The sequence below is a fragment of the Oxalicibacterium solurbis genome (genome assembly GCF_014635845.1).
Classification (GTDB): domain Bacteria; phylum Pseudomonadota; class Gammaproteobacteria; order Burkholderiales; family Burkholderiaceae_D; genus Oxalicibacterium; species Oxalicibacterium solurbis.
The window spans coordinates 336,228-362,100 of record NZ_BMDP01000001.1 but is presented as its reverse complement, the minus strand read 5'-3'; the positions used below and the strand labels follow the sequence as shown (position 1 = coordinate 362,100).

26 protein-coding genes and 1 tRNA gene are annotated in these 25,873 nt (G+C 59.3%); 16 read left to right on the top strand and 11 right to left on the bottom strand.

What is annotated here, in order from left to right:
- Positions 1-108 precede the first annotated feature (108 nt).
- From IEV40_RS01745 to greB, 3 genes are all read left to right on the top strand, one after another.
- Complete coding sequence (locus tag IEV40_RS01745) at positions 109-1,029, top strand: 23S rRNA (adenine(2030)-N(6))-methyltransferase RlmJ (protein ID WP_188419242.1); 921 nt, start codon at positions 109-111, stop codon at positions 1,027-1,029.
- Between the two features lie 174 nt (positions 1,030-1,203).
- Entirely contained in the window at positions 1,204-2,478 is a 1,275-nt protein-coding gene (locus tag IEV40_RS01740; protein ID WP_188419241.1) for an EAL and HDOD domain-containing protein, read from the top strand.
- 28 nt (positions 2,479-2,506) lie between these two features.
- Positions 2,507-3,067 (top strand): transcription elongation factor GreB, encoded by a 561-nt coding sequence (gene greB, locus IEV40_RS01735; protein WP_371870022.1) that lies wholly within the window; start codon positions 2,507-2,509, stop codon positions 3,065-3,067.
- Between the two features lie 28 nt (positions 3,068-3,095).
- On the opposite strand, the gene IEV40_RS01730 is transcribed toward greB, so the two are convergent.
- The 4 genes from IEV40_RS01730 to IEV40_RS01715 all read right to left on the bottom strand — a co-directional run bounded on the left by IEV40_RS01730 (position 3,096) and on the right by IEV40_RS01715 (position 7,290).
- Entirely contained in the window at positions 3,096-5,360 is a 2,265-nt protein-coding gene (locus IEV40_RS01730) for a RelA/SpoT family protein (protein WP_188419239.1), read from the bottom strand.
- 40 nt (positions 5,361-5,400) lie between these two features.
- Entirely contained in the window at positions 5,401-5,604 is a 204-nt protein-coding gene (gene rpoZ / locus IEV40_RS01725; protein WP_188419238.1) for a DNA-directed RNA polymerase subunit omega, read from the bottom strand.
- Between the two features lie 15 nt (positions 5,605-5,619).
- Positions 5,620-6,264, bottom strand: coding sequence for a guanylate kinase (gene gmk / locus IEV40_RS01720; RefSeq protein ID WP_188419237.1), 645 nt, complete (start codon positions 6,262-6,264; stop codon positions 5,620-5,622).
- 108 nt (positions 6,265-6,372) lie between these two features.
- On the bottom strand, positions 6,373-7,290 hold the full coding sequence (locus IEV40_RS01715; RefSeq protein ID WP_229723907.1) for a YicC/YloC family endoribonuclease: 918 nt from the start codon (positions 7,288-7,290) through the stop codon (positions 6,373-6,375).
- 169 nt (positions 7,291-7,459) lie between these two features.
- Here IEV40_RS01715 and IEV40_RS01710 point away from each other — a divergent pair, with 169 nt between their 5' ends.
- The 5 genes from IEV40_RS01710 (at position 7,460) to hemW (ending at position 12,142) form a co-directional block, all read left to right on the top strand.
- Entirely contained in the window at positions 7,460-8,467 is a 1,008-nt protein-coding gene (locus tag IEV40_RS01710; RefSeq protein ID WP_188419236.1) for a serine/threonine protein kinase, read from the top strand.
- Between the two features lie 29 nt (positions 8,468-8,496).
- Positions 8,497-9,426, top strand: a complete 930-nt coding sequence (locus IEV40_RS01705) for a PP2C family protein-serine/threonine phosphatase (protein ID WP_188419235.1) — start codon at positions 8,497-8,499, stop codon at positions 9,424-9,426.
- Between the two features lie 6 nt (positions 9,427-9,432).
- Complete coding sequence (gene rph, locus IEV40_RS01700) at positions 9,433-10,167, top strand: ribonuclease PH (RefSeq protein ID WP_308632359.1); 735 nt, start codon at positions 9,433-9,435, stop codon at positions 10,165-10,167.
- Positions 10,168-10,313: 146 nt separating this feature from the next.
- Positions 10,314-10,898 (top strand): RdgB/HAM1 family non-canonical purine NTP pyrophosphatase, encoded by a 585-nt coding sequence (gene rdgB, locus IEV40_RS01695; RefSeq protein WP_188419234.1) that lies wholly within the window; start codon positions 10,314-10,316, stop codon positions 10,896-10,898.
- Positions 10,895-12,142, top strand: a complete 1,248-nt coding sequence (gene hemW / locus IEV40_RS01690) for a radical SAM family heme chaperone HemW (protein WP_188419233.1) — start codon at positions 10,895-10,897, stop codon at positions 12,140-12,142. The genes rdgB and hemW overlap by 4 nt, the downstream gene beginning before the upstream one ends.
- A gap of 145 nt (positions 12,143-12,287) precedes the next feature.
- Here the strand turns inward: hemW and IEV40_RS01685 are convergent, their stop codons facing one another.
- The 3 genes from IEV40_RS01685 to IEV40_RS01675 all read right to left on the bottom strand — a co-directional run bounded on the left by IEV40_RS01685 (position 12,288) and on the right by IEV40_RS01675 (position 16,311).
- Positions 12,288-14,627 carry a TonB-dependent siderophore receptor gene (locus tag IEV40_RS01685; protein ID WP_229723906.1) on the bottom strand — a complete coding sequence of 780 codons (2,340 nt, stop codon included), beginning with the start codon at positions 14,625-14,627 and terminating at the stop codon, positions 12,288-12,290.
- A 107-nt stretch (positions 14,628-14,734) separates the two neighbouring features.
- Positions 14,735-15,787, bottom strand: coding sequence for a FecR domain-containing protein (locus tag IEV40_RS01680; protein ID WP_229723905.1), 1,053 nt, complete (start codon positions 15,785-15,787; stop codon positions 14,735-14,737).
- Positions 15,784-16,311, bottom strand: coding sequence for a sigma-70 family RNA polymerase sigma factor (locus IEV40_RS01675; protein WP_188419232.1), 528 nt, complete (start codon positions 16,309-16,311; stop codon positions 15,784-15,786). The genes IEV40_RS01680 and IEV40_RS01675 overlap by 4 nt, the downstream gene beginning before the upstream one ends.
- A gap of 305 nt (positions 16,312-16,616) precedes the next feature.
- On the opposite strand from IEV40_RS01675, the gene IEV40_RS01670 reads away from it, so the two are divergent.
- The 3 genes from IEV40_RS01670 to IEV40_RS01660 all read left to right on the top strand — a co-directional run bounded on the left by IEV40_RS01670 (position 16,617) and on the right by IEV40_RS01660 (position 17,528).
- Positions 16,617-16,706, top strand: a tRNA-Ser gene (locus IEV40_RS01670).
- Between the two features lie 34 nt (positions 16,707-16,740).
- The gene (locus tag IEV40_RS01665; protein ID WP_229723904.1) at positions 16,741-16,977 is read left to right on the top strand and encodes a hypothetical protein; all 237 of its coding nucleotides are present in this window, start codon (positions 16,741-16,743) and stop codon (positions 16,975-16,977) included.
- A gap of 128 nt (positions 16,978-17,105) precedes the next feature.
- Positions 17,106-17,528, top strand: coding sequence for a hypothetical protein (locus tag IEV40_RS01660; protein WP_188419231.1), 423 nt, complete (start codon positions 17,106-17,108; stop codon positions 17,526-17,528).
- Positions 17,529-17,595: 67 nt separating this feature from the next.
- Here IEV40_RS01660 and IEV40_RS01655 read toward each other — a convergent pair whose 3' ends face one another.
- A complete protein-coding gene (locus IEV40_RS01655; RefSeq protein WP_188419230.1) occupies positions 17,596-19,296 on the bottom strand; it encodes a methyl-accepting chemotaxis protein in 1,701 nt (566 codons plus the stop codon).
- 376 nt (positions 19,297-19,672) lie between these two features.
- Here IEV40_RS01655 and IEV40_RS01650 point away from each other — a divergent pair, with 376 nt between their 5' ends.
- The 4 genes from IEV40_RS01650 to IEV40_RS01635 all read left to right on the top strand — a co-directional run bounded on the left by IEV40_RS01650 (position 19,673) and on the right by IEV40_RS01635 (position 21,375).
- Positions 19,673-19,903, top strand: a complete 231-nt coding sequence (locus tag IEV40_RS01650) for a DUF6566 family protein (protein ID WP_188419229.1) — start codon at positions 19,673-19,675, stop codon at positions 19,901-19,903.
- Positions 19,900-20,160, top strand: a complete 261-nt coding sequence (locus tag IEV40_RS01645; RefSeq protein ID WP_188419228.1) for a hypothetical protein — start codon at positions 19,900-19,902, stop codon at positions 20,158-20,160. Before IEV40_RS01650 ends, IEV40_RS01645 begins: the two co-directional genes overlap by 4 nt.
- A gap of 91 nt (positions 20,161-20,251) precedes the next feature.
- Positions 20,252-20,689, top strand: a complete 438-nt coding sequence (locus tag IEV40_RS01640; protein WP_188419227.1) for an antitoxin Xre-like helix-turn-helix domain-containing protein — start codon at positions 20,252-20,254, stop codon at positions 20,687-20,689.
- Positions 20,689-21,375: an RES family NAD+ phosphorylase gene (locus IEV40_RS01635; protein ID WP_188419226.1), complete on the top strand. Its 687-nt coding sequence runs from the start codon at positions 20,689-20,691 to the stop codon at positions 21,373-21,375. Before IEV40_RS01640 ends, IEV40_RS01635 begins: the two co-directional genes overlap by 1 nt.
- Before the next feature lie 25 nt (positions 21,376-21,400).
- Here IEV40_RS01635 and IEV40_RS01630 read toward each other — a convergent pair whose 3' ends face one another.
- The 3 genes from IEV40_RS01630 to IEV40_RS01620 all read right to left on the bottom strand — a co-directional run bounded on the left by IEV40_RS01630 (position 21,401) and on the right by IEV40_RS01620 (position 23,092).
- Complete coding sequence (locus IEV40_RS01630; protein WP_188419225.1) at positions 21,401-21,898, bottom strand: hypothetical protein; 498 nt, start codon at positions 21,896-21,898, stop codon at positions 21,401-21,403.
- A 245-nt stretch (positions 21,899-22,143) separates the two neighbouring features.
- Positions 22,144-22,533, bottom strand: coding sequence for a helix-turn-helix domain-containing protein (locus tag IEV40_RS01625; protein WP_268234572.1), 390 nt, complete (start codon positions 22,531-22,533; stop codon positions 22,144-22,146).
- A 274-nt stretch (positions 22,534-22,807) separates the two neighbouring features.
- Positions 22,808-23,092 (bottom strand): hypothetical protein, encoded by a 285-nt coding sequence (locus tag IEV40_RS01620; protein WP_188419223.1) that lies wholly within the window; start codon positions 23,090-23,092, stop codon positions 22,808-22,810.
- Positions 23,093-23,364: 272 nt separating this feature from the next.
- On the opposite strand from IEV40_RS01620, the gene IEV40_RS01615 reads away from it, so the two are divergent.
- Positions 23,365-25,866 (top strand): ABC transporter permease, encoded by a 2,502-nt coding sequence (locus IEV40_RS01615; protein ID WP_188419222.1) that lies wholly within the window; start codon positions 23,365-23,367, stop codon positions 25,864-25,866.
- Positions 25,867-25,873 lie beyond the last annotated feature (7 nt).

Sequence of the window (25,873 nt, the reverse complement as noted above, 5' to 3'; positions counted from 1 at the left end):
TTCTTTTCGCATGTTTCTTTTTGTCTGCGGTGGAGTTGTTAGAATGATGCCTTGTCGATGCGGCAGCGTTTGCCGCATCTTTCTTCTTTCTTCTACGCGATTTTTCCTATGCTGAGTTACCGCCATGCCTTTCATGCAGGCAATCATGCCGACGTACTCAAGCATGCCGTCCTGATCCAGTTGCTGAAATACCTGAATCAGAAGGAAACGCCATACATGGTGATCGACACGCATGCAGGTGCCGGCGTCTATGCGCTCGATGGCGATTACGCGGCCAAGAATGCGGAATTCGAAACCGGCATCGGCAAACTGTGGGAACGCAAGGATTTGCCGTCGGCGCTGGCCGATTACGTGCAGCTCGTCAAAGCGCTGAACCCGAGTGGCAAGATGCGCTATTACCCCGGTTCGCCGTATTGTGCGGACAGCTTGCTGCGTGAGCAGGACAGGCTGCGCCTGTTCGAATTGCATCCATCCGACAGCAAGGTTCTTGCCGACAATTTCCGCAAGCTGGAAGCGCATGCTGCAGAGCAGGGCAAGCGGTCGACAACGCGCGGCAAGCGCGTGATGATCGCACGGGATAACGGATTTGCCGCAATGAAGGGATTGCTGCCGCCGCCATCGCGCCGCGGGCTGGTGCTGATCGATCCGCCGTATGAGGACAAGACGGATTACCGCAGCGTTGCGGACGCCGTTGCCGACGGCCTCAAGCGTTTCGCCACCGGTGTCTATGCGATCTGGTATCCGGTGCTCAATCGTATGGAAATGCGGCAGATGCCGGAGCGTCTGAAGAAGCTGCCCTCCAATGGCTGGTTGAACGTCACGCTGTCGATTTCGTCGCCGTCGCCCGACGGTTTCGGCCTGCGCAGCAGCGGCATGTTCATTCACAATCCGCCGTGGACGCTGGAGCCGATGCTGCGTGAACTGATGCCTTATCTCGTCTCGGTGTTGGGGGAAGATGCCGGTGCCGGCTTCACGCTGGAAAGCGGACAGGGCGCGCCGGTATCGCGACGCGTTGCCAATGATGCATGATTCGTGCGCACGTCTTAAAAACTTGCCTTTTGGAAATCGCGACGGAATAATGGAGCGACATAAACGATGTGCAGGGCCGCTCCTTCATCGAAGAGAAGGCAGGCGCTGAAAAAAGAAGAAACAGGAACGTGAACCGGTCGATCGCACGTTCCGCTGGAATGAGACAACCACCTGATGATCACCACCGGAATCGATCAGCATTGCGCTGACAATCTCCCTCGTGCGAAGGAATTCTTTCTCGCACGCCAGCCCATATTGAACAGCAAGGAAAACCTGGTGGCCTACGAGCTGCTGTTCCGCCATGCGATGGCGGGGCCGGCGAACGTGGTCGACGATCTTTCCGCCACCGCTTCCGTCATTGCACACGCATCCGAACTAGGCATTGTCAATGTGATCGGCGGAGCGCTGGGTTTCTTCAATGTCGATGCGGCGGTGTTGATGTGCGACTTCGTGAATTTCCTGCCGAACGACAAGGTCGTGCTGGAGATTCTCGAAACGGTCGAGGCGACTCCCGAGCTGGTCGCACGCGTATCGGAACTGGCGGCGCAAGGATATACCTTTGCGCTGGACGACGTGACTTGCTGCAGCGAGGCACTGCAGCAGTTGCTGCCGCTGGTGAAGATCATCAAGATCGACATCACCGGCATGGACGAACAGAAACTGACGACGCTCGCCTTGCATTTCAAGAGTGCGGGTAAATTGCTGCTGGCAGAGAAGGTCGAAACCATCGAGCAGTTCCGCATCTGCATGGATCTCGGTTTCCATTATTTCCAGGGCTACTACTTTGCGCGCCCGGTCATCCTGTCCGGCAAGAAGCTGGCGCCATCGCAAGTGATCATCATGGAGCTGATGGCCATGATCGTTGCCGATGCCGAGAATACGGAAATCGAATCGGGCATCAAGAAGGATGCGTCGCTGGTGCTGACGCTGCTGCGGCTGGCGAATTCGCCGGGTGCCGGCATGCTGCAGCGTATCGATTCATTGAGCCAGGCACTGGCGGTGCTGGGACGCCGTCAGTTGCAGCGTTGGCTGCAGATCATGCTGTATGCCGACAGCGAGCGCGGTCATCTCACTTCGCCGCTGCTGCAGCTGGCTTCCACGCGCGGCAAATTGCTGGAACTGATCACTGAAAAGCTGCATCCAGGCGAGCGGACGATGGCCGATATCGCTTTCACTGTCGGCATCATGTCGTTGATGGATACGTTGTTCGGCCAGTCGATGAAGGAAATCCTCGAGCAGGTGTCGGTCGTCGACGATGTAGGCGATGCCTTGCTTTACCGCAAGGGTTTCTACGGCGATCTGCTCAAGCTCGCCGAGTACATCGAGCGCATCGAACAGACCGGTGCACTGCTGATCCCGACGTTGCGCAAGCTTGGTCTGTCGATCGAGGATCTGTACGAATTGCAGTTGAACGCCTTCGAATGGAGCAATCACCTTTCGGCTGCCTGATGCACCGTGCCGCGCTGCCGCGCGTAGAATGGCGTGCATGAATCAACAGGTAAAAAACGATCAGGACGACGACGAGGATTTCGGTGCGCCGCCGATTCCCGCCGGCTCGAAAAACTACATGACGCCGCAGGGCCACCAGCGGATGAAGAACGAGCTGCTGCATCTGATCGATGTCGAGCGCCCCGAGGTCGTGCAAATTGTTTCCTGGGCGGCATCCAATGGCGATCGTTCGGAAAACGGCGATTACATCTACGGCAAGCGCCGATTGCGCCAGATCGACGGCCGCATCCGATTTCTCACCAAACGGCTGGACATGGCCGAAGTCGTCGATCCTTCCGCACATCACGGCAGCGACCAGATTTTCTTTGGCGCGACGGTACGCTATGAAACGCAGTCCGGCGAAGCGTTCACGGTGACGATTACGGGTATCGATGAAATCGATCCGCTGAACGGCAAGATCAGCTGGATTTCGCCGGTTGCCCGCGCGTTGACGAAGGCGCGCGAAGGCGATGCGGTGATGTTGAAGACGCCGGGAGGACTGGAGGAGCTGGTCGTGCTGGAAGTACGTTATCCGGCACCGATGGTTTGAAGAAAAATCGGAAGAAAGCGGTTGCGGATCAGTTGCTCTTTTCGCGCAACAGGCGGGTGACACCGGAAATGCGCCGCAGGTTGCGCATCAGTCGTGCCAGATGGACGCGGTCCTGTACCTGGACGGTGAAATGCAGGCGCGTCATCGAATGGTCCTTGTCGTCATCCATGCCGACCTGCACGATATTGGCGTCGGTTTCGCCGATTTCAGCCGCCACGCGCGCCAGGATGCCTTTTTCGTTGTGTGCGACCAGCGTGATCTTGCAGTCGAAGCGGCGGTCGATGTCGGAACCCCACGTTACTTCAATCCAGCGCTCCGGTTCTTTCGAACGCTGCCTTCTGGCGACGTCGCAATCCATCGTGTGGATCACCAGTCCCTGATCACGTTTCATCTGGCCGACGATGGCATCGCCCGGGATCGGCATGCAACAGGTGGCCAGTTGTACGGAAATGCCTTCGCTGCCGTAGATGATGACGGGATCGATCTTCTTCGGCACGACTTCGCCGCTGGCATCGATGGTCGGATGCGTGACCGATGCATCGATTTCCGACAGGCTCAGGATGTGGCGCGCGACCAGTGCCGCCATCCGCTTGCCGACGCCGATGTCGGCGTACAGATCATCCATCGACTTGGCGCTCGATTCGTTGAGCAGGCGTTCGACGAGCTGGTCGGGCAGGGTAGGGTTCAGGTCGAGCGCCTGTAATGACTGTGACAACAGCCGGCGTCCGAGTTCGATCGATTCGGACAGGTTGATCGTGCGCAGATGATGGCGGATCGCCGAGCGTGCCTTGCCGGTACGCACGAAGCTGAGCCAGTTCGGATTCGGCCGCGAAGTCGGTGCAGTGATGATTTCGACGATGTCGCCGTTGCGCAGCTCGGTGCGCAACGGTACCTGTTCCATGTTGATCTTGACGGCGATGGTCTGATCGCCGATGTCGGTATGAATGGTGTAGGCGAAATCGAGTGCGGTGGCACCGCGTGGCAGTGCGATGATCTTCGATTTCGGTGTGAACACGTAGACCGAGTCGGGGAACAGGTCGACCTTCACGTGCTCCAGGAATTCGGCCGAATCGCCGGTCTGTTTCTGGATATCCAAGAGTGACTGCAGCCATGCATGCGTGCGCTGCTGCAGGTCGGACAGCGTGTTTTCGTCGTCTTCCTTGTACAGCCAGTGCGCGGCCACGCCGGACTCGGCGACGCGGTGCATTTCCTGCGTGCGAATCTGGAATTCGACCGGCGTGCCGTACGGACCGATCAGCGTCGTGTGCAGCGACTGGTAACCGTTCAGCTTCGGAATCGCGATGTAATCCTTGAACTTGCCCGGCATCGGCTTGAACAGAGCGTGCAATGTGCCGAGCGCTACATAACAGTTGGCGAAGCTGTCGACGACGATGCGAAAGCCGTAGACGTCCAGCACCTGCGAAAACGACAGGTGCTTGCTCTGCATCTTGCGGTAGATGCCGTACAGCGTTTTTTCACGGCCGTAGACCTGTACCGGAATGCCGGTCGCTTCCAGCGTGCCGTTGACCGATTCCATGATCTTGCTGACGACTTCGCGGCGATTGCCGCGTGCCGCCTTCACGGCTTTTGCCAGTGTCCGGTAGCGCAGTGGGTACAGATGCGAGAAAGCCAGATCCTGCAACTCGCGGTAGATATTGTTCAGGCCGAGGCGATGTGCGATCGGCACGTAGACTTCCATCGTCTCACGCGCGATGCGGCGTTTCTTCTCCGCCGACATCGAGCCGAGCGTGCGCATGTTGTGCAGGCGGTCTGCCAGCTTGACGAGGATGACGCGCACGTCGCGCGCCATCGCCAGCAGCATCTTGCGGAAGTTTTCCGCCTGCGCCTCGATCTGGCTCTGGAATTCGATCTTGTCCAGCTTGGAAAGGCCATCGACCAGCGTCGCGACCGGCGCACCGAAGCGCTCGATCAGTTCGTCCTTCTTGACGTCCTGATCCTCCATCACGTCGTGCAGCAGCGCCGCCATGATCGCTTGTGCATCCAGCTTCCAGTCGGCGCAGATTTCGGCGACGGCGATCGGATGCGAAATGTACGGTTCGCCGGAAATGCGCATCTGGCCGAGATGCGCTTCGTCGGAGAAGCGATAGGCTTCCTTGACCTTCTTTAGTTCGGTCGGATCGAGATATTCGGCGAGCTTGTTGGTCAGGTGCGTGACCGAGGCGACACTGGCTGCGGCAGCCGTGTGGCCGTTTTGCGGAGAGGGGGGCGAGCGGTCGGAAACCGCTCGGTTGGGAGCGATGGGTAGTGTCGAATCTGCTGGTGTCAGGTTCATGCCGTTACCGGCCGCATCGCGGTGAAAGTCTGGATATGAATCAGCTTGGGACTTTTTTCAGCATTTCAATCCCGACTTGGCCGGAGGCGATTTCGCGCAACGCGACGACGGTCGGTTTGTCTTTCGCATCGACCTTCGGCGTATGGCCTTGCAGCAATTGGCGGGCGCGGTAGGTGGCCGACAGCGTCAGTTGAAAACGATTCGGGATTTGCTTGAGGCAATCTTCGATGGTGATACGGGCCATGAGGTACTCCTGCGATCAGCTTAAATTGGGATGAATGCCCAGTTGGGCGAACAGAGATGCGTTCCGTGCCGACTGTTGCGCAAAGCGGCAACGTGTGGCTTTGACAATCGCGCTCAACTCGGACAATGCGACTGTAAACTCTTGATTGATAATAACATATTCGAACTCGGACGCGTGCGCGATTTCGCCGCCGGCGGCGAGAATCCGGCGCGTGATGACGTGCGATTCGTCCTGCCCGCGCTTCTTCAGCCGTTCCTCTAGCGCCGCGATCGACGGCGGCAGGATGAAGATGCCGACCGCATGCGGAAACTGCTTCTTGACCTGCTGCGCGCCTTGCCAGTCGATTTCCAGCAGCACATCGGTGCCAGCCGCCATCTGGTCGGCGATCTGCAGCATGGAAGTGCCGTAGTAATTGCCGAACACTTCCGCCCATTCCAGAAATTCGCCAGCTTCGCGGCGTGCCTGGAAATCATCGACCGACGTGAAGAAGTATTCGCGGCCATTCTGCTCGCCCGGGCGCGGTGGGCGGGTCGTGAAGGAAATCGACAGCTTGATCGCCGGTTCCTGCTGCAGCAGGGCGTTGACGAGGCTGGACTTGCCGGCGCCCGAAGGAGCGACGACAAGAAACAGGCTGCCAGAAGAGGTGGATTGGTCGGACATCTGCATTCCTGAACGATGGAAGGTAAGGATTGGTTGACTGCTGGTTAACTGCGGATTACTGACTATGGATGCAACAACGGAATGGATGGCGGTACCGGTCGCCGATCGTCATTCGAGATTCTGCACCTGTTCGCGCATTTGTTCGATCAGCAGCTTCATGGCCATCGATGCATCGGCCAGTTCTTTCATGGCGGCCTTGGAGCCCAGCGTATTGGCTTCGCGGTTCAGCTCCTGCATCATGAAATCCAGGCGTTTGCCGACCTGGCCGCCTTTTTTCAGGATGGCGCGGGTTTCATCCAGATGCGCCGCCAGCCGCGACAGTTCTTCGGCGACGTCGATGCGAATGCCGTACAGCGTGACTTCCTGGCGGATGCGGTCCAGCGCTTCCTCGCGCGAGATGGTCGGTTGCGCGGCGCCGTCGCCGGTCTTGGCGGCAAGGCCCAGCGCTTCCTGCATGCGCTCGGTCGCCTTCTGCTGGAATTGCGCGAGAACCTGCGGAATCAGCGGCGTGATGCGCCGCACGATGGCTTCCATGTCGTCCACGCGCGACAGCAGCATGGCTTGCAAGGCATTGCCTTCACGTATACGACTGTCGACAAAGGCGTGCATGGTCGTTTGCATCGCGGTTGCGGCTTCTTCCTGCAGTGTGTCCTGGCCCATTTCCGCATCTTCGATGATGCCGGGCCAGCGCAGCATTTCGCCGATCGACAGCGGTGCCGCATCGACGAAACGCTGCCGCAGTTCTGCTTGCAGGTTTGCCAACGCATCCAGCGCCGCGCCGTTCAGCGCCTGGGTGCCGCCGGCTGCGGCCTTGCGGCCGAAACTGACGCGGCATTCGACCTTGCCGCGCGTGAGGCGCGCCATGATCGCTTCGCGCAGCATGGGTTCCAGCGCACGCAGGTCGTCGTTGATACGGAACTGCAGATCGAGAAAGCGCGAATTGACGCTCTTGAGTTCGATCGTCAGGGTGCCGTTGCCGATTTCATGCGTGGTGACGGCATAGCCGGTCATGCTGCTGATTGTCAAAATGCGATCCTCGTATCTCTTTACAAAGCAGCGATTTATCAACACAATCCGGGAACGAAAGCCGTTCAGCATGCCGCCAGAGCCTGCCGCGGTATGGAAAAACAGGCAAGATATTGCCCTCCCGTTTTGCCGATCGTGCGCATCGGCGCGATCAGAGACTTAGGACGACATGGCTGCGCAAAACAACGCTCCGTTGCCGGATGGACTGGAAATCGCCGGATATCGCATTGTAAAGAAGATTGCGTCTGGCGGGTTCAGTATTGTCTATCTGGCATACGATGAAGACGGCAATGCGGTCGCGGTCAAGGAGTACCTGCCAAGCTCGCTCGCATTGCGTCAGCCGGGCGAACTGGTGCCGGCGATCTCGCCGGAAAACCTGCCGACCTTCCGCATCGGATTGAAATGCTTTTTCGAGGAAGGCCGCGCGCTGGCGAAGATTTCGCATCCGAACGTCGTCAGCGTCACCAACTTCTTCCGCGCCAACGAGACCGTCTACATGGTCATGGGCTACGAGTCGGGCCGCTCGTTGCAGGATCACATCCTGCGCCGCCGCGACAAGGGCGAGAAACCGCTGGTGTCCGAACGCTTCATCCGCAAGATGTTCAGTCACGTGATGAACGGGCTGCGCGAAGTGCACACGAACAAATTGCTGCATCTGGACCTGAAGCCGGCGAATATCTATCTGCGTGTCGACGGCACGCCGATCCTGCTGGATTTCGGTGCTGCGCGGCAGACGCTGAAGGCCGACATGCCGAAGCTGTATCCGATGTACACGCCGGGCTTTGCTGCGCCGGAACTGTATGTGAAGAACGGTAATCTCGGCCCGTGGACCGACATCTACAGCATCGGCGCCTCGATGTTCGCCTGCATGGTCGGCGCGCCGCCGCAGCCAGCCGACCAGCGCAAAGTGAACGACAAGATGGATGGCCATTTCAGCAAGCTGGAAGGCGTCTATTCATCCGACCTGATCAAGGTGATCCGCTGGAGCCTGATGCTGGATCCGCTGGAGCGTCCGCAAAGCGTGTTTGCGCTGCAGAAAGCCTTGCGCGAACCGTTGCAGGAACAGCAGGAAGATGCGCGCCTGCAGCAGGTCACGCGCAAACTGAAAAACCTGTTCAGCGGAATCGGTCGCAAGCCGGGCAACGTGGCGACGACGATCCAGGAACACACGCGCTGATGTTTTCATCCACTCATTCCATCTAGCCTATGCGATTCTCTGTCTACCAGGAAAGCCTCATTGGCGGTCGCAAGAACAACCAGGACCGCATGGGTTACAGCTTCACGCGTGATGCGTTGCTGTTGCTGGTGGCGGACGGCATGGGCGGCCACATCATGGGCGAGATGGCAGCGCAGATCGCGATGCAAACGATCGCCGCACTGTTCCAGGAAAACGCGACGCCCTACGTGAAGAAACCGGAGCGCTTCCTCGAAGACAGTTTCTTTGCCGCGCACCGCGAAATCCATCGCTATCGCGCCATCAACAACTTGCCGGAAACGCCGCGCACCACCATCGTCGCCTGCCTGATCCAGCACAACAACGCGATGTGGGCACACTGCGGCGATTCGCGCCTGTACTGGATGCGCAACGGCCAGATTCTGGCGCGCACGCGCGACCATTCGCGCATCGAAACGCTGATTGCGCAAGGCAAGGTCGATCCGTCCGAACGTGATACGCATCCCGAGCGCAACAAGCTGTTCAACTGCCTGGGCGCGCCCAACATGCCGATCGTCGAAATCTCGCGCCGCGCCAGCCTGCAGGCCGGCGACATCATGCTGTTGTGCTCGGACGGCCTGTGGTCGGTGCTGCCGGATCACGAACTGGCGCAGCGCCTGCACCAGAACACCATCGTGCGCGCGGTGCCGGAGTTGCTGCAGACCGCGACCAGCATCGCTGGCAAGACCGGCGACAACGCCACCGCGCTGGCGATGATGTGGGAAAGCGGCGAAAGCCTGCAGGGCAACAGCACGATCACCACGCACACGCTGCCGATCGGCAGCGTGACGACGACCATTCAGGCACCGCGTCATCTCGACCCGGAGCCGGTCGATACCTACAACGATTCCGAGATCGAAAAAGCGATCGACGAAATCCGCAAGGCCATCGACAAATCCTCCCGTATCACTTCCAGGAATTAATTTCACATGTTGTCTGTCATCCGTCCCAGCGGCCGTGCCGCCGATGCGCTGCGCGCCATCAAGATCACCCGCAACTACACCAAGCATGCAGAAGGTTCCGTTCTCATCGAATGCGGTGACACCAAGGTCATTTGCACCGCCAGCATCGAAGATCGCGTGCCGGGTTTTCTGAAGGGTAAAGGGCAGGGGTGGCTGACGGCCGAATACGGCATGCTGCCGCGCTCCACACATACGCGCATGGATCGCGAAGCGGCGCGCGGCAAGCAGTCCGGCCGCACGCAGGAAATCCAGCGCCTGATCGGCCGCTCACTGCGCGCGGCCTTCGATCTGCAGGCGTTCGGCGAGCGTACCTTGCATCTGGATTGCGATGTCATCCAGGCCGACGGCGGCACGCGTACCGCATCCATCACCGGCACAATGGTTGCGGCCTACGATGCGTTCGACAAGCTGTGCAAGCAGAACCTGATTCCGGCGATTCCCCTGAAGCATTTCGTCGCCGCGATTTCCGTCGGCGTCTACCGCGGACAGCCTGTGCTGGATCTGGACTATGTCGAAGATTCGGATTGCGATACCGACATGAACATCGTGATGACCGAAGCAGGGCACTTCATCGAGGTGCAGGGTACGGCGGAAGGCGAGGCATTCGACCGCGCCACGATGAACAAGCTGCTCGATCTGGCACAGGATGGCATCCGCGATCTGATCGTGATGCAGAAGCAGGTATTGGAAATTTCGGCCTGATCTGTCCTTTGCGTAGCGGCGGCGGCCGTTCATCGGTCGCCTGTCGCCTTGCATCATCCGTGCGGTGCGCGAAGATCGCGACAACACGGTAAACTTCCGCCTTTGCATTTCGACCATCCGGACGGCGCAAACCGCCCGGCATCACCATGTCCCAACCTCTCGTTCTCGCCTCCAACAACGCCGGCAAGCTGAAGGAATTCGGCGCGCTGCTGGCGCCGCTCGGTTTCACGCTGCACACGCAATCGGAATTCAACGTGCCGGAAGCGGAAGAGCCGCATCCGACCTTCGTCGAAAATGCGATCGCCAAGGCGCGCCATGCAGCTCGCCTGACCGGGTTGCCGGCGCTGGCCGACGATTCCGGCGTTTGCGTCAACGCGCTGGGCGGTGCGCCCGGCGTGCATTCGGCACGCTACGCGGGCGAACCCAAATCCGACCAGCGCAACAACGACAAGCTGATCGAGGCGCTCGCCGCGCAGGCCGACAAGTCCGCCTACTACTATTGCGTGCTGGTGTTCGTGCGCCACGCTGATGATCCGCAGCCGGTCATTGCCGACGGCCGCTGGAACGGTGAAATGATTGCAACGCCGCGCGGGCAGGGCGGCTTCGGCTACGATCCGTATTTCCTGATTCCGTCGCTGCAGAAGACGGCAGCCGAACTGACGGCGGAAGAAAAGAATCGCCTGTCCCATCGCGGCCAGGCCTTGCGTGCGTTGATCGAGAAACTGAAATGATTCCGATCAAGCCGGCCGGTTCGAAGTCGTTCGATGCGCTCGATCATGCCGAGCCGGCGCGCGTCGCGATGGCTTACCTGAAACCGGGCGCGCTGAATCTGACGGCATTGCCGCCGCTGTCGCTGTACGTGCATTTCCCGTGGTGCGTGAAGAAGTGCCCGTATTGCGATTTCAATTCGCACGAGGCGGTCGGCGGCTTTCCTGAAGAGGATTATCTGGCTGCGTTGCGCGCCGATCTGGAAATGGCGCTGCCGCTGATCTGGGGCCGCAAGTTGCACACGATCTTCATCGGCGGCGGCACGCCCACCCTGCTGTCTGCTGCCGGGCTGGATCGTCTGATGTCCGATATCCGTACACTGATGCCTTTCGATCCGGGCATCGAGGTGACGATGGAGGCGAACCCCGGCACTTTCGAGGTGGAGAAGTTCAAGTCCTATCGCGGCAGCGGCATCAACCGGCTGTCGATAGGCATCCAGAGTTTCGATGCGCGCCACCTGCAGGCGCTGGGCCGCATCCACGACGGCGACGAGGCACGCCGCGCGGTCGAGATCGCGCAGGCGAATTTCGACAATTTCAATCTCGATCTGATGTATGCACTGCCGTCGCAGACACTGGCAGAGGCGCAGCGCGATGTGCAGACCGCGATCGCCTGCGCGCCGCCGCATCTGTCGCTGTATCACCTGACGCTGGAGCCAAACACTTATTTCGCCAAGTATCCGCCGCCGGTTCCCGACGACGATGCCAGCGCCGACATGCAGGAGATGGTCGAGGATGAAACGCAGGCCGCCGGTTACCGACACTACGAAGTGTCGGCCTATGCAAAGCCGAACCGGCAGGCGCGCCACAACATGAACTACTGGCAGTTCGGCGATTACCTCGGCATCGGCGCAGGCGCGCACAGCAAATTGTCTTTTCCGCATCGCGTGATGCGCCAGGCACGCTACAGGCAGCCGAAGGAATACATGGAACGGATGCGCCAAGGCAATCCGGTGCAGGAAGAGCGGGAAATCACGCGCGGCGAACTAGGTTTCGAATTCATGCTGAACGCAATGCGCCTGATCGACGGTATCGAGGTCAATCTGTTCATGGAACGCACCGGCATGCCGCTGAACGTCATCGAGCGTGCGCTCAATGAGGCGGAGTCCAAAGGATTGCTATATCGCGATCACATGATTCTCAAGCCTACCGAACTGGGGCGCCGTTTCCTGAATGATTTGCAGGGATTGTTTCTGTCAGAAGGATAAAAATTTCGGAAGTGCCGATACTGCAGGTGCAGTGGCACTTCCGCTATGAAGGTTTGGAGTCACACCGTTTTTAACAGTGTGCTTTCACCGGGCAGCCGATCTTGAACGCACAGTACATATCGATGACGCAGATGCGTCACGTCTGCTACCACCGATACGACGTCGTCAACGTCACTACGCGGCCATCGCCATATGAGCAAGATCCCCATTCCGAACACTGGCTGAAGTATTCCTTGTCGGTCAGGTTGATCGCATTGAGTGCGGCGCGCCAATGGCGGTTTTCCCAGGCCAGCATGGCATCGAACAATGTGACCGATGGTGTGCGCGGTACGTCCAGGCCTTCGCTGGATTCGTCGACGAAGCCGCTGGCGTAGCGCGTGCCCATGCCGGCGCTGAATCCGCTCAGACCGCCCAGCGAGAAGCGGTAGGTACCCCACAATGCGGCCTGGCGTTTGGGAACGCCGGCAAGTTGCTTATCGACGTTGACGTAGGTGAGGCTGGTGTTGATATCCAGCTGCGGCGTGATGGAGCCGACCCATTCCAGTTCCAATCCCGTGTTCTTGGTCTTGCCGCGCTGCGAGACTTCCGTCGTGGAAATTTCTACCGTGCGATTCACTTCCCGCAGGTCGAATACGGCGGCGGATGCACGCCAGTCTTTTGCCGGTGGCTGGTATTTGATGCCGGCTTCCCATTGCTTGCCGCGTAGCGGGCGCAGCTGCTGGCCCGAATCGGTATTGGCCTGAGGGAGGAAGGATTCCGCATAGCTGATGTATGGCAGCAGGCCTGGCACGATCTCGTACATCAAGCCGGCGCGCATGGTGTCGGCACGGTCGTTACGGTCTTCGGCTCCATCTTCCCAGTTCTTGGATTCGTCGTGCCGCCATCCGGCCAGCAGAATCCACTGATTCCATCGCATTTCATCCTGGATGTAGAGTCCCAGTTGCCTGACGCCGTTGGTTGCGTTCGGTTCACGTGCCGGCGGTTGATAGTTTCCTTGGTAGACGGGGTTGTAGACATCGAGGGGTGTCAGACCGCTGTAGTCTTCGGCACTGGAGCCGGAGCTGCGATAGCGCAGGAAATCGAGTCCGACCAGCAATTGATGCGCTATCTCTCCGGTCGAGAACTTGCCAAGCAGGTTCTGGTCGGCAACAACCGTGCTTGTGTGCGTCTTCCAGAAGTAGGCGGCGCGATTCATCAGGCGTCGGTTCGTATCCGCATAATCGACCACATCGAACGCGGCGTAGTCGGTCTTGTTATCCGTCCAGCGCGTACTTTGCCGGAATGTCCACTGGTCGTTCAGCGCATGACGGAACGACCAGCCCACCTGCAGGCTGTCGGCATCGAAGTGATCCAAACCGGGTTCGCCCACATAGGTGTGTCGCGAAATTCTTCCGTTCGGGTTGGGCAGGATCGTGCCTTCCCAGGGCAGGGTGCTGCCGGAATCGCCGCCGGCCCGGTCTTCCTGCCATTTCAGCCTGAAGGTCAGTTCGGTGCCGGCATCGGGCGCCCAGGTCAGCGATGGCGCCAGAACCCGGCGGTCGTCCTTGCCGTAATCGACCTGCGTGTCGCTTTCCCGTGCAAGCGCCACCAGCCGGTACATCCATGTGCCGTCTGCCGTCAGTGGCCCCGTCAGGTCGGCCTGCAACTGGCGCCGGTCGCGGTTGCCGATCTGTACACCGACTTCGCGTTGCGTCTCTGCCTGGGGCGCCTTGCTGACGTTGTTGACCAGCCCGGCCGTGCCGCCCTGACCGTACAGCATGGATGCGGGGCCGCGCAGTACTTCCATGCGTTCCATCAGGTAGGGTTCCACGCGCGGCGTGCTGGTCCAGAAATTCACGCGGTCTTTCAGGCCATCCAGAAAGATGTCCTCGATTTCCACACCGCGCGTCTGGGCTGCATCCATGCGCGAGCTGGTGCCGTAGATCGACGTGCGCACACCCGCGGTGTAGTTGAGCGCCTGGTCCAGCGAACTGGCGCCGGTGTCGCGTATCTGTTCGGCCGATACCACCGAGATCGATTGCGGTGTCTCGACGATGCTGGTGTCGGTCTTGGTGGCGGTGGCGCTGCGCCGTGCCATGTAGCCGTCCACCGGGCCGGTGGCGGTTTCGACCTGTCCCGTGACGGTGACGGTCGGCAGCGTGGCAGCTGCATCCGACGTGCGTTTTTCGTGCAGCGTATAGCCGCCGCGATCAGTCTGTACCAGTTCCAGCCCCGTTCCGGCCAGCGCCCGGCGCATTGCTTCCAATGCGTCATAGCGGCCATGCACGGGAGCGGATTGATGATTGGCAATCAGCGCCGCGTCGGCCGTCATCACGATACCGGCTTCGCGCGCGATGCGGTTGAGCGTGGCGCCGAGCGGTGCGGCGGGAAGATCGTAGTTGCGTGCCGTGGCCGCCTGCGCGAAAACGGCGGGTGCCGGAGCGGCGAGGGAAAGCAGCAGCGCGGCAGTCAGCGGCCGTAGCGAAAAGCGATGAATGGAAGACAAGGCAAAGCTCCTGAAAAGGCGATGATTCGCGAAAGGAAAGGTTTTCCCTTGTTTGCCGAGCGAGAAATGAAAAGTGAGAGGGGGCTGCAGAAATTTTTCCTGCAGATTTAATTTCTTGCAGCTTGCGCAGCTTGTTGCGGCGGACGCGGCTGGATGCGTGCCCACCAGTGTGTGGCGGAAACGATCTCCACCGGTGCTGCGGCCGTCAGTGCCAGCAGAGCCTGATCCGTATCGTCAAGCGGCAAGGTGCCGGTGATGCGCAATTGGGCGACGCGCGGATCCACTGATAAATAGCCGAGACGATGACGCGCCAGTTCGGCTGCGACCTCGCCCAGCGGCCGGTTTTCGACCACCAGCATGCCGTCCTTCCACGCATCGGCATCTGCCGGTGCCTGTTCCGGTTCGCTGACCTTGCCGTCCCGCACGACGACGGTTTCACCTTCACGCACGATGCGCTCGCCATCGCAATGCGCTTGCGGTTCGGCGGCACAGGTAGCGGGGCGGGCGACGACGGCGGAATACGTGACGGTCAGCCGCGTTCCTTCGCCGCGATCGACATCGCGCACGATGAAGCGTGTGCCGAGCGCGCGCAGGCTGGTATCCGGCGTCAGCACGATGAAGGGGCGCGTCTCGTTCGGATCGTCATGGCTGGTTTCGACTTCGATCTCGCCTTCATGCAGCACGATGGCGCGACGGTGCGTATCGAATGCCAGATCGATGGCGCTGCGCGTGTTCATTCGCACGATCGTTTGGTCCGGCAGGACGATGGTGCGTCGTTCGCCAGTGCCGGTTCGATAATCGGCCAGCAACTGATCGACCGGTTGATAGCGGTTTACTGCGCACAGGCCCAGTACGGTGAGCAGAAGCGCCAGCGCCGTGCCGGCAATGCGCGTCTTGCGGCCGGAAGAACGCTTGAGCAATGCCTGGCGAACGCTCTTGCCCGATGCCGGCTGAAAGGCGGCATCGATTTCCTTCAGCTGTTGCCAGACGCGGGCATGGGATGGATGTGCATCCAGCCATCGTTGCAAGCCTTGCCTGTCCTGTTCCGTTGCTTCGCCGGAATGCATGCACAGCTGCCATTCGATGGCCTGTTGCAATGTCACGCGGGATACGGGCGCATCGTTTTCCGGCATGTCGGTGGTCAGCGTAGCCTGCATCATTCGGGAGCGCCGAAACGGGCGATGTAGGCCTTGTGCGCGGCGTTGGCGAGATATTGCCGCACTCGCGGTACGGAAACCTGCAGTTCTGCCGCGATCTCGGCATGCATCATGCCGTCGAGGCGGCTGAGCAGCCATGCCTGGCGTGTCTTCGCGGTCATCTGCTGCAGCAGATGATCGGCCAGCTGCAGCATCTGCAGTGCCTCCAGCTGTTGTTCGGGCGAGGGCTGCAGCGCTTCCGGCAAGGCAGCCAGATCCGCCAGATACGCGCGTTCCAGTTCGCTGCGCCGAAAGAAGTCGATGACAAGGCCGCGCGCGATCGTCGTCAGATAGGCGCGTGGTTCGCGCAGATCGGAAAGAGGGCGTTTCTGCTGGGAGCCGAGAATGCGCAGGAAGGTATCCTGCGCCAGATCGTCCGCGTGATGCGCACATCCCAGTTTTTTGCGCAGCCAGCCGCACAGCCAACCGTGATGGTCGGCATACAGGGTATGCATCTGTTTGGGCGGGAGCGAGTCTGCAGCGGGCATGGCGACTAGCTGGTTGTTTATGAATGAGAATTATTATCAATAATAGCGGGGGAGACGCCGGGATGCAATTTCTCTGCGGTGTTGCGCCTGATATCGGCGTGGTTGCGTTGTAAAGACCATGAAGATTGGCCTTGAGCGTGCGTGTCGCGATCGATTTGTCGTGAGGCAGGCTGTTTCTCGCGTTTGTCCGGGTGTTTGTGTCCGAACGATAGGGTTTCCGCATTCGGCAATGACAGGGGAGTTGGGTATAATGCGACCTCCGCAAATCGATGTGTCCCGGTCAGGTGGAATATCGATACCAAAATGGAAGTGTGGCCGAGTGGTTTAAGGCACTGGTCTTGAAAACCAGCGAGGGGTTATACCCTCCGTGAGTTCGAATCTCACCGCTTCCGCCAACTCCCTTTCTCATTTCCGATCAGCGCACCTATCTTGCAGAACCAAGACGAAAACAGCCGTTCTGATCCGGTAAAGCAGTTGCAATCGCTGGAATATGCCATCAGGCGATCGATGATCGTTCGTGAAGACATGGACGAGTCGGCTGAACAGGTTCATATCGACGAGGCGGGGTGTCTGGGCATCACCGTGCCGGATATGCCGACGAAGGGCGAGCTTCTTTCCGTCGTGCAGACGGCGTTGAGAATGGCGCGAGCCGCGCAAAAATCCTGATTGCCGTTTCTTCGTCATGTCGGATGAATCGCGGAAACGTCCGACATGCGACGGTCCGTTTATCCGACTTGAATTTTGCCGGTATTGCATTAACCTCAGACGGACACATGTCACGAGGAGATCGCATCATGCAAATCAATGCCTACGGCGATAAATTGCAGAGGGGAAATTTTGTCGCAACCGATGCAATGGATGTCGGTGATGTTTCCGATCGCTACGATCATGCCGAATGCCAGATCGTTCATGCAGTCTACGAACGGGGAAACGAATTTGCTGCCGAGAAGAACGAGCCGGTTTTCGATAATCGCGTCGGGTACCCCGACGTGAAATCGACTGACGGTGGTTTCAGGGCGGGCATGTTTGGCAGCGGCAGCAATCAACGTAGCGGCCTGAATGACCCGTCGCCAACGCCTCCGCAGGAAGTGCAGGAAATGTTGCAGCAGGCAGAGCAGGAAAGTGCGCGACTGGATTCTCCATCGCGAACCAATGATTCAACGATCGCGCCGGACATGCCAAAGCAGGATATTCTCAAGGGATTCCATGGCGGCTGATTTCTGAACATCTCTCAAATAAAAACGGCTGACGCAGTGATGCGTCAGCCGTTTTTCATGGAAATGATCAGAACTGTTCCCACTCGTCTCCTGCTGGAACCATATTTCTTTCCAGTTTCGGGGGCTTGGGTGCAGGAGTGGTGCGCTTGATCGTCGGGTTAGGGGCGGAAGCCACCGCTGAAATGGCTTTGACGGGGGCAGACGAAGGGGCGGCCAGTTGCCGTGACGCGGCCATACCATTCAGCTTGAAGACGCCAACCGTGCGTTCCAGTTTGCCGGCCTGATCGTTGAGCGAACCGGCTGCAGCGGCAGCCTGTTCCACCAGCGCCGCGTTCTGCTGCGTCACCTGATCCATCTGCGTGATAGCGGCGTTGACCTGTTCGATGCCTGTGCTCTGTTCGTTGCTGGCAGCGGAAATTTCCGACACGATGTCCGTCACCCGTTTCACGCTGGCGACAACCTCGTCCATCGTGGTACCGGCCTGCTCGACCAGCCGACTGCCGATTTCGACCTTGCCTGTCGAATCGTCGATCAGCGTCTTGATTTCCTTTGCCGCTGCGGCGGAGCGTTGTGCAAGATTGCGTACTTCGGCTGCCACCACGGCGAAGCCGCGGCCTTGTTCGCCTGCACGCGCCGCTTCAACGGCGGCATTCAGCGCGAGGATGTTGGTCTGGAAAGCGATGCCATCGATGACGCCGATGATGTCGGTGATCTTCCGTGCGGAGTCGTTGATGGCGCTCATCGTATCGACGACCTGCCCGACGACTTCGCCGCCCTTGATGGCGACTTCCGAGGCGGAAAGGGAAAGCGTGTTGGCCTGGCGGGCATTTTCCGCATTCTGCTTGACGGTGGAAGTGAGCTCTTCCATCGATGACGCAGTCTCTTCCAATGAGCTGGCCTGCTGTTCGGTGCGCGACGATAGGTCGAGGTTGCCGCTGGCGATTTCGTTGGAGGCGGTGGCGATCGCATCCGTGCCGTGGCGGACTTCGCTCACGATGCCGATCAGGCTGTCGTTCATCGCCCGCAGCGCCTGCAGCAATTGTCCGGTTTCGTCCTTGGCACTGGCTTCGATATGGCTGGTCAGGTCGCCGCTGGCGACAGTCTGTGCAACATGGACGGCCTGATTCAGCGGTCGCGTGATGGCGCGTGTGATGAAGATGCCCAGCACGATGCTAAGCAGTATCGCAATGCCGGCGACGATGAGTACGATGGTGATGGATTGGGCAGTCGTGCTATCGGATTCCTGGGTCTTGGATTCGACGACGTTCTGCACGGACTTGATGACGGTTTCCATGTCCGCCACGATCTGGCGGCGCAGCGGACTGCATTCGTTGACGAGGAAGAGGCCGTAATCTGCCATATTGCCGGCTTCACGGTATTTGCGCGGACGATTCAGTTCGTTTGCCATCGCCACCAATCCCTTGCTGACTTTGTCGAAATCGGGATTGCCGCGGAATAGCGGCGCCATCTTGTCGAGCGCGTCGAGATAGATGGCTTTCTGCTGGTCGACGATGTCGAGTTCCTTGCGCGCATCCGTCTCGTTGGTAAAGACATAGGCATTGCGTGCCGACATGCCGGTTTGGCCCAGTGCTTCACGCGCGACGTACAGCTGTTCGAGTTGCTGGGTGCGGATGCGATCCTGTTCGCCGATGAGGTTATGGATCTGGTTTATTCGCATCAATGAAAACAGGGCGATGAACAGCGTCAGTAAAACGGTGATGCCAAACCCGAATCCAAGCTTCGTTCCTACTTTCATATTGGCGAACATTTTTCCCCTCCTTTTGGTCATTGGCGATACAGCAGATGTTATCGATGCAATTTCCAGCCGCATGGCGCGGCGGTCTCTATGGGAATGACGGCATCCGCAGGAATAAATGGATGTCGCGATTGCCACAAGGACGAAAAAAATTCTCCATGGAAATATGACAGATTTTTGCTGACGGGAATACGATGGGAAGGGATTCGCAACAATTTTTTACGATCCTGCAACTACCGTAAATATGGGATGGACAATTGTTGTCGAATCGAACTTTTTTCTTGTCGGCCAACTCGTAAAAATGCAGACAGTTGCACGGGCAACGAAATAAAGCTGCAATGGAAGCAGCCGGCGATCGTCGCCGTCATCCAATTGAGGAGGGAGAGCAATGAGCCATACCGATCTCGAACAGCATCATGGTTATTCCGTCCACGGCACCGGTGAGAAGCACGATACCGGCAAATGGGGCGGCAGCTTTCATATCGCCCAGCATGGAAAGCCGACGATCAGCGTCAGCGTGGTGGGCACCGAATTCGATTCGGCTGAGGCGGCAGCGAGCCATGCGCTGCAGCAGGGAAAGCGCTATATCGACCATGAGTTGGCGGAAGCGCGACGATGACAGCCGTTGCGGAATTCGCCGGCTATGCGGTTTCCGGCGAAGCCCGGATAATTCGCAGCGGCGCGTACGGCGGCATCATTCATGTCCATGCAACGCCGGCGGGACGCAGTTGCGATCCGCCGGTCGCCATCATCGTGCCGGGCCAATGGAAAACGCTTGAAGAAGCAGGGCAGGCAGCGCTTGACTATGCGTCGGTCATGGCCGATGACGGTGCGATGGCTGCCGCGGTCGCATTGCGGGAAACGGTACGCATATAGCGGAGATATGGAGCAAGGCTGCCATCTGCGTTTTGCTGCAAACTTGATTTTCCTGAAATGGAGTATATTATATCCATAAAAGGAGTGATCAATGACTGCCGCCTACGCCTATCCAAAAAGCCGCTTCGAGCCTGCCGCACCGGTCGACCTGACTGCAAAGTCGGAGCGCGAACGCCTGTCCGGCTCGGCCCTGAAGGCGTTTTTCCGGTTGGCGGCGGCCTGGGAGCTGCGCGACGAAGAAGCGCGCGAATTGCTGGGCGGCTTGTCCAGCAGCGCCTTCTACGAGTGGAAGAAGAATCCGCAGCGCGTGCTGGAAGTCGACCGCATCACGCGGATTTCTTACCTGATTGGCATTTATAAAGCCCTGCATATCCTGCACGGCGACAAGCTGGCTGACGAGTGGGTCGGCCTGCCGAACCGCAATGTCATCTTCGCCGGCCGTACGCCGTTGGCCTACATGCAGGCTGGTGGCCTGCTGGCGATGCAGACCGTGCGCAAGCTGCTGGACGCGCGTCGCGGAGGGCTTTGATGGCTGCTCCGCCGCTGGTGCATCTGCGGCAATTCGATACCTGCAGGCTGATTCCGTCGCGCTTCGTGGACAAGGAAGATTCGGTCCTCGTTCCGCTGGCGGAGGACGATGCGCATCTGGCCGACATCTTCGCGCTGGACAACGCGACCAACGAGCGCTTGATCGCCGAACATGGTTACAGCACCGGCATCGGCGTCGACGAACTGGTATTTGGCGTACCGAACTTCCGCATGATCAACGCGGCCTTCACCTATGCGCGTCCGGAGGGCAGCCGTTTCAACAACGACGAGCGCGGCGCATGGTATTGCGCGTTCGATATCGAGACGGCATTGGCCGAGATCGTTTTTCACAAGACTGTCGAATATGCGGAGATCGACCGCTTCGACGATAGCGTGCGCTATCAGGTGCTGCTGGCGGATTTCAATGCGGAGTTCCACGATCTGCGGGATGCGCCGCGCTATGCGAAATGCCTGTCGCCGGACAGCTACGTCGCGTCGCAACGCCTGGCGGCGCAGTTGCTGGAGGCAGGATCGCTGGGCATTGTCTATCCCAGCGTACGGCACGATGGCGGTACCAATCTGGCCTGCTTTCGCCCTGCATTGGTCGGCAATGTGCGGCGCGGCATTTCCTACGAGCTGACTTGGGCGGGAACGCCACAACCGAAAGTCAGGGCGCTCAAGCGCTGAATTTTCGCTGAATCTCGCGGCGAAATCATCCCAGATGACGAATCTTGTGCAGATAGGCGTATAGCTGGCGGCGTTGCGCCGTATCGAGGCGAATGCATTCGCCGTCGACGGCAATCGTCAGCTCGCCGTCGGAAAACAGGCCGGCAATCATGGCAGTGGCGGTGGCGCGCATCGATGCCGCTTCTCGTGGCGTTTCCAGCGGCAGCACATTGGATGAGATCAATGTCAGCGCAGCGAAATCGCCGGATTGTGACATGCGATTCGCTGCCGGTTTCGTCGATGTCTTCGGCAACGCATCCGCCATATCCGGCAGTGCGAAATGCAGCCGTCCTTTTTCATCCCATAACTTGACGATCGCAGCCTGCGCCAGTGGCCGATGCAGCAATGCATGCACGGCATCGCTGGCGCATCCCATGGCGTTGCCCAATTGGTGCGTGGTCTTGGGGCCGCTTTGCAATGACGTGATTGCCAGCGCGACTTTGCTGCCTGGGCGCGGAACATAGATGGCGGTCGATTTTTTCATGCGGCGTTCTCCCGTGGTGGAAACATCGACGACGACTGCATGGCGATCCGCGTTGTGCGGGTGCTGTATTGAAACTATATGAGAACGGATGGATATGTCAATACGCAAATGGATAAAATGTGCGATGCGGAATGAATTGGGCAGAGCGGTTGGCTGAACGACCCGATTGGCGGAAAGCGTCAGGAGAGAAGATGCATGGACGTCACCCATGCGGAAGTAGCCGTCAGTACGGCGCAAAGCAAAAACTAGCTTTTCTTTCGCGACGATCTGCCGGACTCGGCGGGAGCCGGCTCGGCGATGGCATCGATGATCTTGACCACCTGATTCAATTTGTACTCGGGCATTTGCTGCATCAACTGGATGGCATGCTCGATACGCTTGTCCAGGTAGGAAGAGATCACGGCGGGTGTGGAGTGCGGAGTGGAAATCTCTTCGCCTTCATTGAGCCAGATGAAAGAAACCTTGCAGGCACGCGCCAGTTTTTTGACGGTTTCCGTTTCAGGCCCCTTGGCGCCCGTGCCCTTGAGTATGCGGCTGATCGTCGCCTGCGGTACGCCCGAGATGCGCGACAATTCGCTCTGCGACTTGATTCTGGCAGCTTTCATTGCCTGGTCGAGGCGGTCTCCGATACTCATGCGGCGACTATACATACGCGCATAAGAGCGATCAAAGTTCGATTCGTTTGCGAATCATGCAAATATTCATTCGTGTATCGAAGCGAAATTGGCCGAACGCAGGCGCATCGGCAACAGGCTTGTACGATGACGTACGCTACGCATGTAGACAATGCGGGATAGTGCGGATTACTGCATCAATCCAGTCGTGCTTGCGAAAAGGAAATGCAAGAAGAGGTGTCGTTGGCGCGGGCACGAAAAGGGATGCGCCATTGATGCCGCAGATGAGGCTGGATCAGCTGTCGGGCTTCATTGCCTTCATTACACCATCGCGTTTCAGGATATCGCCCCATGATTCGATGCGGTAAATATCGCCGAATTTATGAATCACCATGCCGAACTGCTCGCGCAATCTGTCGATCTCGATATCGACGATGCTCTTGTCGATGCCCGTCAGATCGTCGATCGCTGTGGCAGTCGGGCGCTCCAGCAGATCGATGGCGCCGGCCAGGACGAACAGGCGGCGCGCGTCGTCATGCGGATATTGCGGGATGCCGAAATGGTTGGTGTGGAAAGTCATCCGGATTCTCCTGCGATGCAGTCCGGCATTGCGCCAGCTCATCGTCGATTCAGTCTACATGCTTTCGATTGACTGGCAAACGATGGGGAAATTCCTTCTTGCCGGTCACGGCTGCATGGAAGCCGAAGGCGGGTTTGCAGCGCGCCGCGTACATTCACGTACTCCACGTACAATAGCCCGGCCGGAATTGCGCTGCGGGAACGAAGCGCAGACGGCGCCAAATCATTTCCGTTCCGCGTTTGCCGCGGAATGTTTTGCAAGGTGATCCATCCATGCTCGCTCAATCCTTCCGCATGACCCGGCGCGACTGGCGTGCCGGCGAACTGCGTTTCCTTCTGGTGGCACTGATCGTTGCGGTCGCGGCGTTATCGTCCGTCGGTTTCTTTGTCGACCGAATGCGGGCCGGGCTGGCCCGCGACGCGCACCAGCTGCTTGGTGCCGATGTAGTTATTCGCAGCGACGAGCCGGTTTCAGCCGCCTTGCGCGACGATGTACGCCGCCGTGGTCTGCAGTTGGCAGAGACGACGGTTTTTCCGAGCATGGCAATTGCGGGCGAGGGCGAACAAAGCATGTCGCGCCTGGCATCGGTCAAGGCGGTCAGCGCAGGCTATCCGCTACGCGGCAAGGTCAAGATTGCAGATCGCGCTGCGGATGAGGGTGTTGCTGCCACCGATATTCCTGCGGCTGGCACGGTATGGGTGGATCACGCCATTCTCGACAGTCTGAACGTGCAAATCGGCAGCCCGCTGAAGCTGGGCGACAAGACGTTCACGATTGCAAAGGTGATTGCATTCGAACCCGATCGCGGTGCCGGCTTCATGAACTTTGCGCCGCGCGTGATGCTGGGGCAGCGCGATCTCGCCGCGACCAATCTGGTCCAGTTCGGCTCGCGCGTAACCTATCGATTGCTGGTGGCTGGTAGCGACGACGCTGTCACCGATTTCCGGAATGCGGTGGAGCAGCGTATCGACAAGGAAAACATTCGCGGCATGCGCGTGGAATCGCTGGATTCCGGCCAGCCGCAGATGCGCGCGACGCTGCAGCGCGCCGAGGAATTTCTGTCGCTGGTCGGCCTGTTGTCGGCGATGCTGGCGGCGGTGGCGATTGCAATGGCGGCGCGACGCTTCATGCTGCGTCATGTGAATGCCTGCGCGATGCTGCGTTGCCTCGGCATGACGCAGAACCAGGTGACGGCGCTGTATCTGGTCGAATTCCTGATCGTCGGTCTGGTCGGCAGCGTGATCGGTGTGGCGATCGGCTTCGGTGCGCACTTCGTGCTGATCGAATGGCTGGGCAATCTGGTGGCGAAGAACTTGCCGTCGGCTTCCTTCGTACCCGCTTTGCAGGCGGTGGCAACCGGCATGCTGTTGCTGATCGGCTTCGCGATCCCGCCCATCCTGCAATTGCGCAACGTGCCGCACAACCGCGTGATCCGACGCGAACAGCACATGCCGCAACCGATCACGGTGGCGACTTATATATTGGGCCTGGCAACCTTCATCGCGCTGCTGCTGTGGCAGGCGGGGAACGTCAAGCTCGGCATGCTGACGGCAGCCGGTTTCCTCGGTGGGCTGGGCGGCTTTGCATTGATCGGCTGGCTGGCGCTGAAATCGCTGCAGTCGCTGCGCGGTGCCGCCAGTCATCCGAACTGGCGCTTTGCATTGACGGCACTGCAGCGCCGTCCCGGTGCCACCGTCGTGCAGATCGTCGCGCTTGCATTGGGATTGATGGCCTTGCTGCTGCTGACGGTGATTCGCAGCGATCTGGTCGAAGCATGGCGACAGGCAACGCCACCGGATGCACCGAACCGTTTCGTGATCAATATCCAGCCGGACCAGAAGGCACAGATTGAGCAACGTCTGGCGCAAGCCGATATCCGTGACGTGCAGCTGTATCCGATGATCCGCGGCCGCCTGCTGGCGATCAACGATGTGGCGATTACCGGCGAATCGTTCATCGAGGATCGCGCTAAGCGATTGGTCGACCGCGAATTCAACCTGTCGACGATGGCGAATATCCCGGAAGGCAACGAGATCGTCGCCGGCAGTTGGTACGACGACAGTCGTCCGGCAGCTTCGGTCGAGGAGGGGCTGGCGAAGACGCTGAACCTGAAGGTGGGCGACAAGCTGAAATTCGAGATCGCCGGTGAAACGGTCGAGGTGCCGATCACCAGCCTGCGCAAGCTCGAATGGGGTTCGATGCGGGTGAACTTCTTCGTCATCATCAATCCGGCGACGATGCGCGACATGCCGCAGACATGGATCACCGCGTTTCGCCTGCCGCCATCCCGGAGCGAACTGGATAACCAGCTCACCCGCGATTTCCCGAACCTGACGGTGGTCGACATCGGCAGCATGGTGGCGCAGATCCAGCAAGTGATCGATCAGGTCGTGATGGCGGTGGAATTCCTGTTCCTGTTCACGCTGGCCTCCGGCATGCTGGTGCTGTATGCGGCGCTGGCCGGTTCGCAGGACGAACGCAAGCGCGAGGCAGGACTGCTGCGTGCCTTGGGCGCCACGCGCACGCAGCTGTCGCGTTCGCAATGGATAGAGTTTGCGCTGGTCGGCGGATTGGCCGGTTTGCTGGCGGCTGCCGGCGCGACGACCGTCGGCTGGAGTCTTGCCCATTTCGTCTTCGATTTCGAATGGGTGTTCAGCCCCGTGGTCTGGCTGTCCGGCCTGCTGATCGGCGCTGCCTGTGCCTTCATCGGCGGCTGGCTGGGATTGCGCAACGTGCTGACGCATCCGCCGCTGCAGACGTTGCGCGAAGCGTAACGTCGTA

Excerpts from the sequence above, each read along its gene's own strand:
- IEV40_RS01745 (WP_188419242.1), top strand. The coding sequence starts at position 109 with ATGCTGAGTTACCGCCATGCCTTTCATGCAGGCAATCATGCCGACGTA.
- IEV40_RS01740 (WP_188419241.1), top strand. The coding sequence starts at position 1,204 with ATGATCACCACCGGAATCGATCAGCATTGCGCTGACAATCTCCCTCGT.
- greB (WP_371870022.1), top strand. The coding sequence starts at position 2,507 with ATGGCGTGCATGAATCAACAGGTAAAAAACGATCAGGACGACGACGAG.
- IEV40_RS01730 (WP_188419239.1), bottom strand. The coding sequence starts at position 5,360 with ATGAACCTGACACCAGCAGATTCGACACTACCCATCGCTCCCAACCGA.
- rpoZ (WP_188419238.1), bottom strand. The coding sequence starts at position 5,604 with ATGGCCCGTATCACCATCGAAGATTGCCTCAAGCAAATCCCGAATCGT.
- gmk (WP_188419237.1), bottom strand. The coding sequence starts at position 6,264 with ATGTCCGACCAATCCACCTCTTCTGGCAGCCTGTTTCTTGTCGTCGCT.
- IEV40_RS01710 (WP_188419236.1), top strand. The coding sequence starts at position 7,460 with ATGGCTGCGCAAAACAACGCTCCGTTGCCGGATGGACTGGAAATCGCC.
- IEV40_RS01705 (WP_188419235.1), top strand. The coding sequence starts at position 8,497 with ATGCGATTCTCTGTCTACCAGGAAAGCCTCATTGGCGGTCGCAAGAAC.
- rph (WP_308632359.1), top strand. The coding sequence starts at position 9,433 with ATGTTGTCTGTCATCCGTCCCAGCGGCCGTGCCGCCGATGCGCTGCGC.
- rdgB (WP_188419234.1), top strand. The coding sequence starts at position 10,314 with ATGTCCCAACCTCTCGTTCTCGCCTCCAACAACGCCGGCAAGCTGAAG.
- hemW (WP_188419233.1), top strand. The coding sequence starts at position 10,895 with ATGATTCCGATCAAGCCGGCCGGTTCGAAGTCGTTCGATGCGCTCGAT.
- IEV40_RS01680 (WP_229723905.1), bottom strand. The coding sequence starts at position 15,787 with ATGATGCAGGCTACGCTGACCACCGACATGCCGGAAAACGATGCGCCC.
- IEV40_RS01675 (WP_188419232.1), bottom strand. The coding sequence starts at position 16,311 with ATGCCCGCTGCAGACTCGCTCCCGCCCAAACAGATGCATACCCTGTAT.
- IEV40_RS01660 (WP_188419231.1), top strand. The coding sequence starts at position 17,106 with ATGCAAATCAATGCCTACGGCGATAAATTGCAGAGGGGAAATTTTGTC.
- IEV40_RS01655 (WP_188419230.1), bottom strand. The coding sequence starts at position 19,296 with ATGTTCGCCAATATGAAAGTAGGAACGAAGCTTGGATTCGGGTTTGGC.
- IEV40_RS01650 (WP_188419229.1), top strand. The coding sequence starts at position 19,673 with ATGAGCCATACCGATCTCGAACAGCATCATGGTTATTCCGTCCACGGC.
- IEV40_RS01645 (WP_188419228.1), top strand. The coding sequence starts at position 19,900 with ATGACAGCCGTTGCGGAATTCGCCGGCTATGCGGTTTCCGGCGAAGCC.
- IEV40_RS01640 (WP_188419227.1), top strand. The coding sequence starts at position 20,252 with ATGACTGCCGCCTACGCCTATCCAAAAAGCCGCTTCGAGCCTGCCGCA.
- IEV40_RS01635 (WP_188419226.1), top strand. The coding sequence starts at position 20,689 with ATGGCTGCTCCGCCGCTGGTGCATCTGCGGCAATTCGATACCTGCAGG.
- IEV40_RS01630 (WP_188419225.1), bottom strand. The coding sequence starts at position 21,898 with ATGAAAAAATCGACCGCCATCTATGTTCCGCGCCCAGGCAGCAAAGTC.
- IEV40_RS01625 (WP_268234572.1), bottom strand. The coding sequence starts at position 22,533 with ATGAGTATCGGAGACCGCCTCGACCAGGCAATGAAAGCTGCCAGAATC.
- IEV40_RS01620 (WP_188419223.1), bottom strand. The coding sequence starts at position 23,092 with ATGACTTTCCACACCAACCATTTCGGCATCCCGCAATATCCGCATGAC.
- IEV40_RS01615 (WP_188419222.1), top strand. The coding sequence starts at position 23,365 with ATGCTCGCTCAATCCTTCCGCATGACCCGGCGCGACTGGCGTGCCGGC.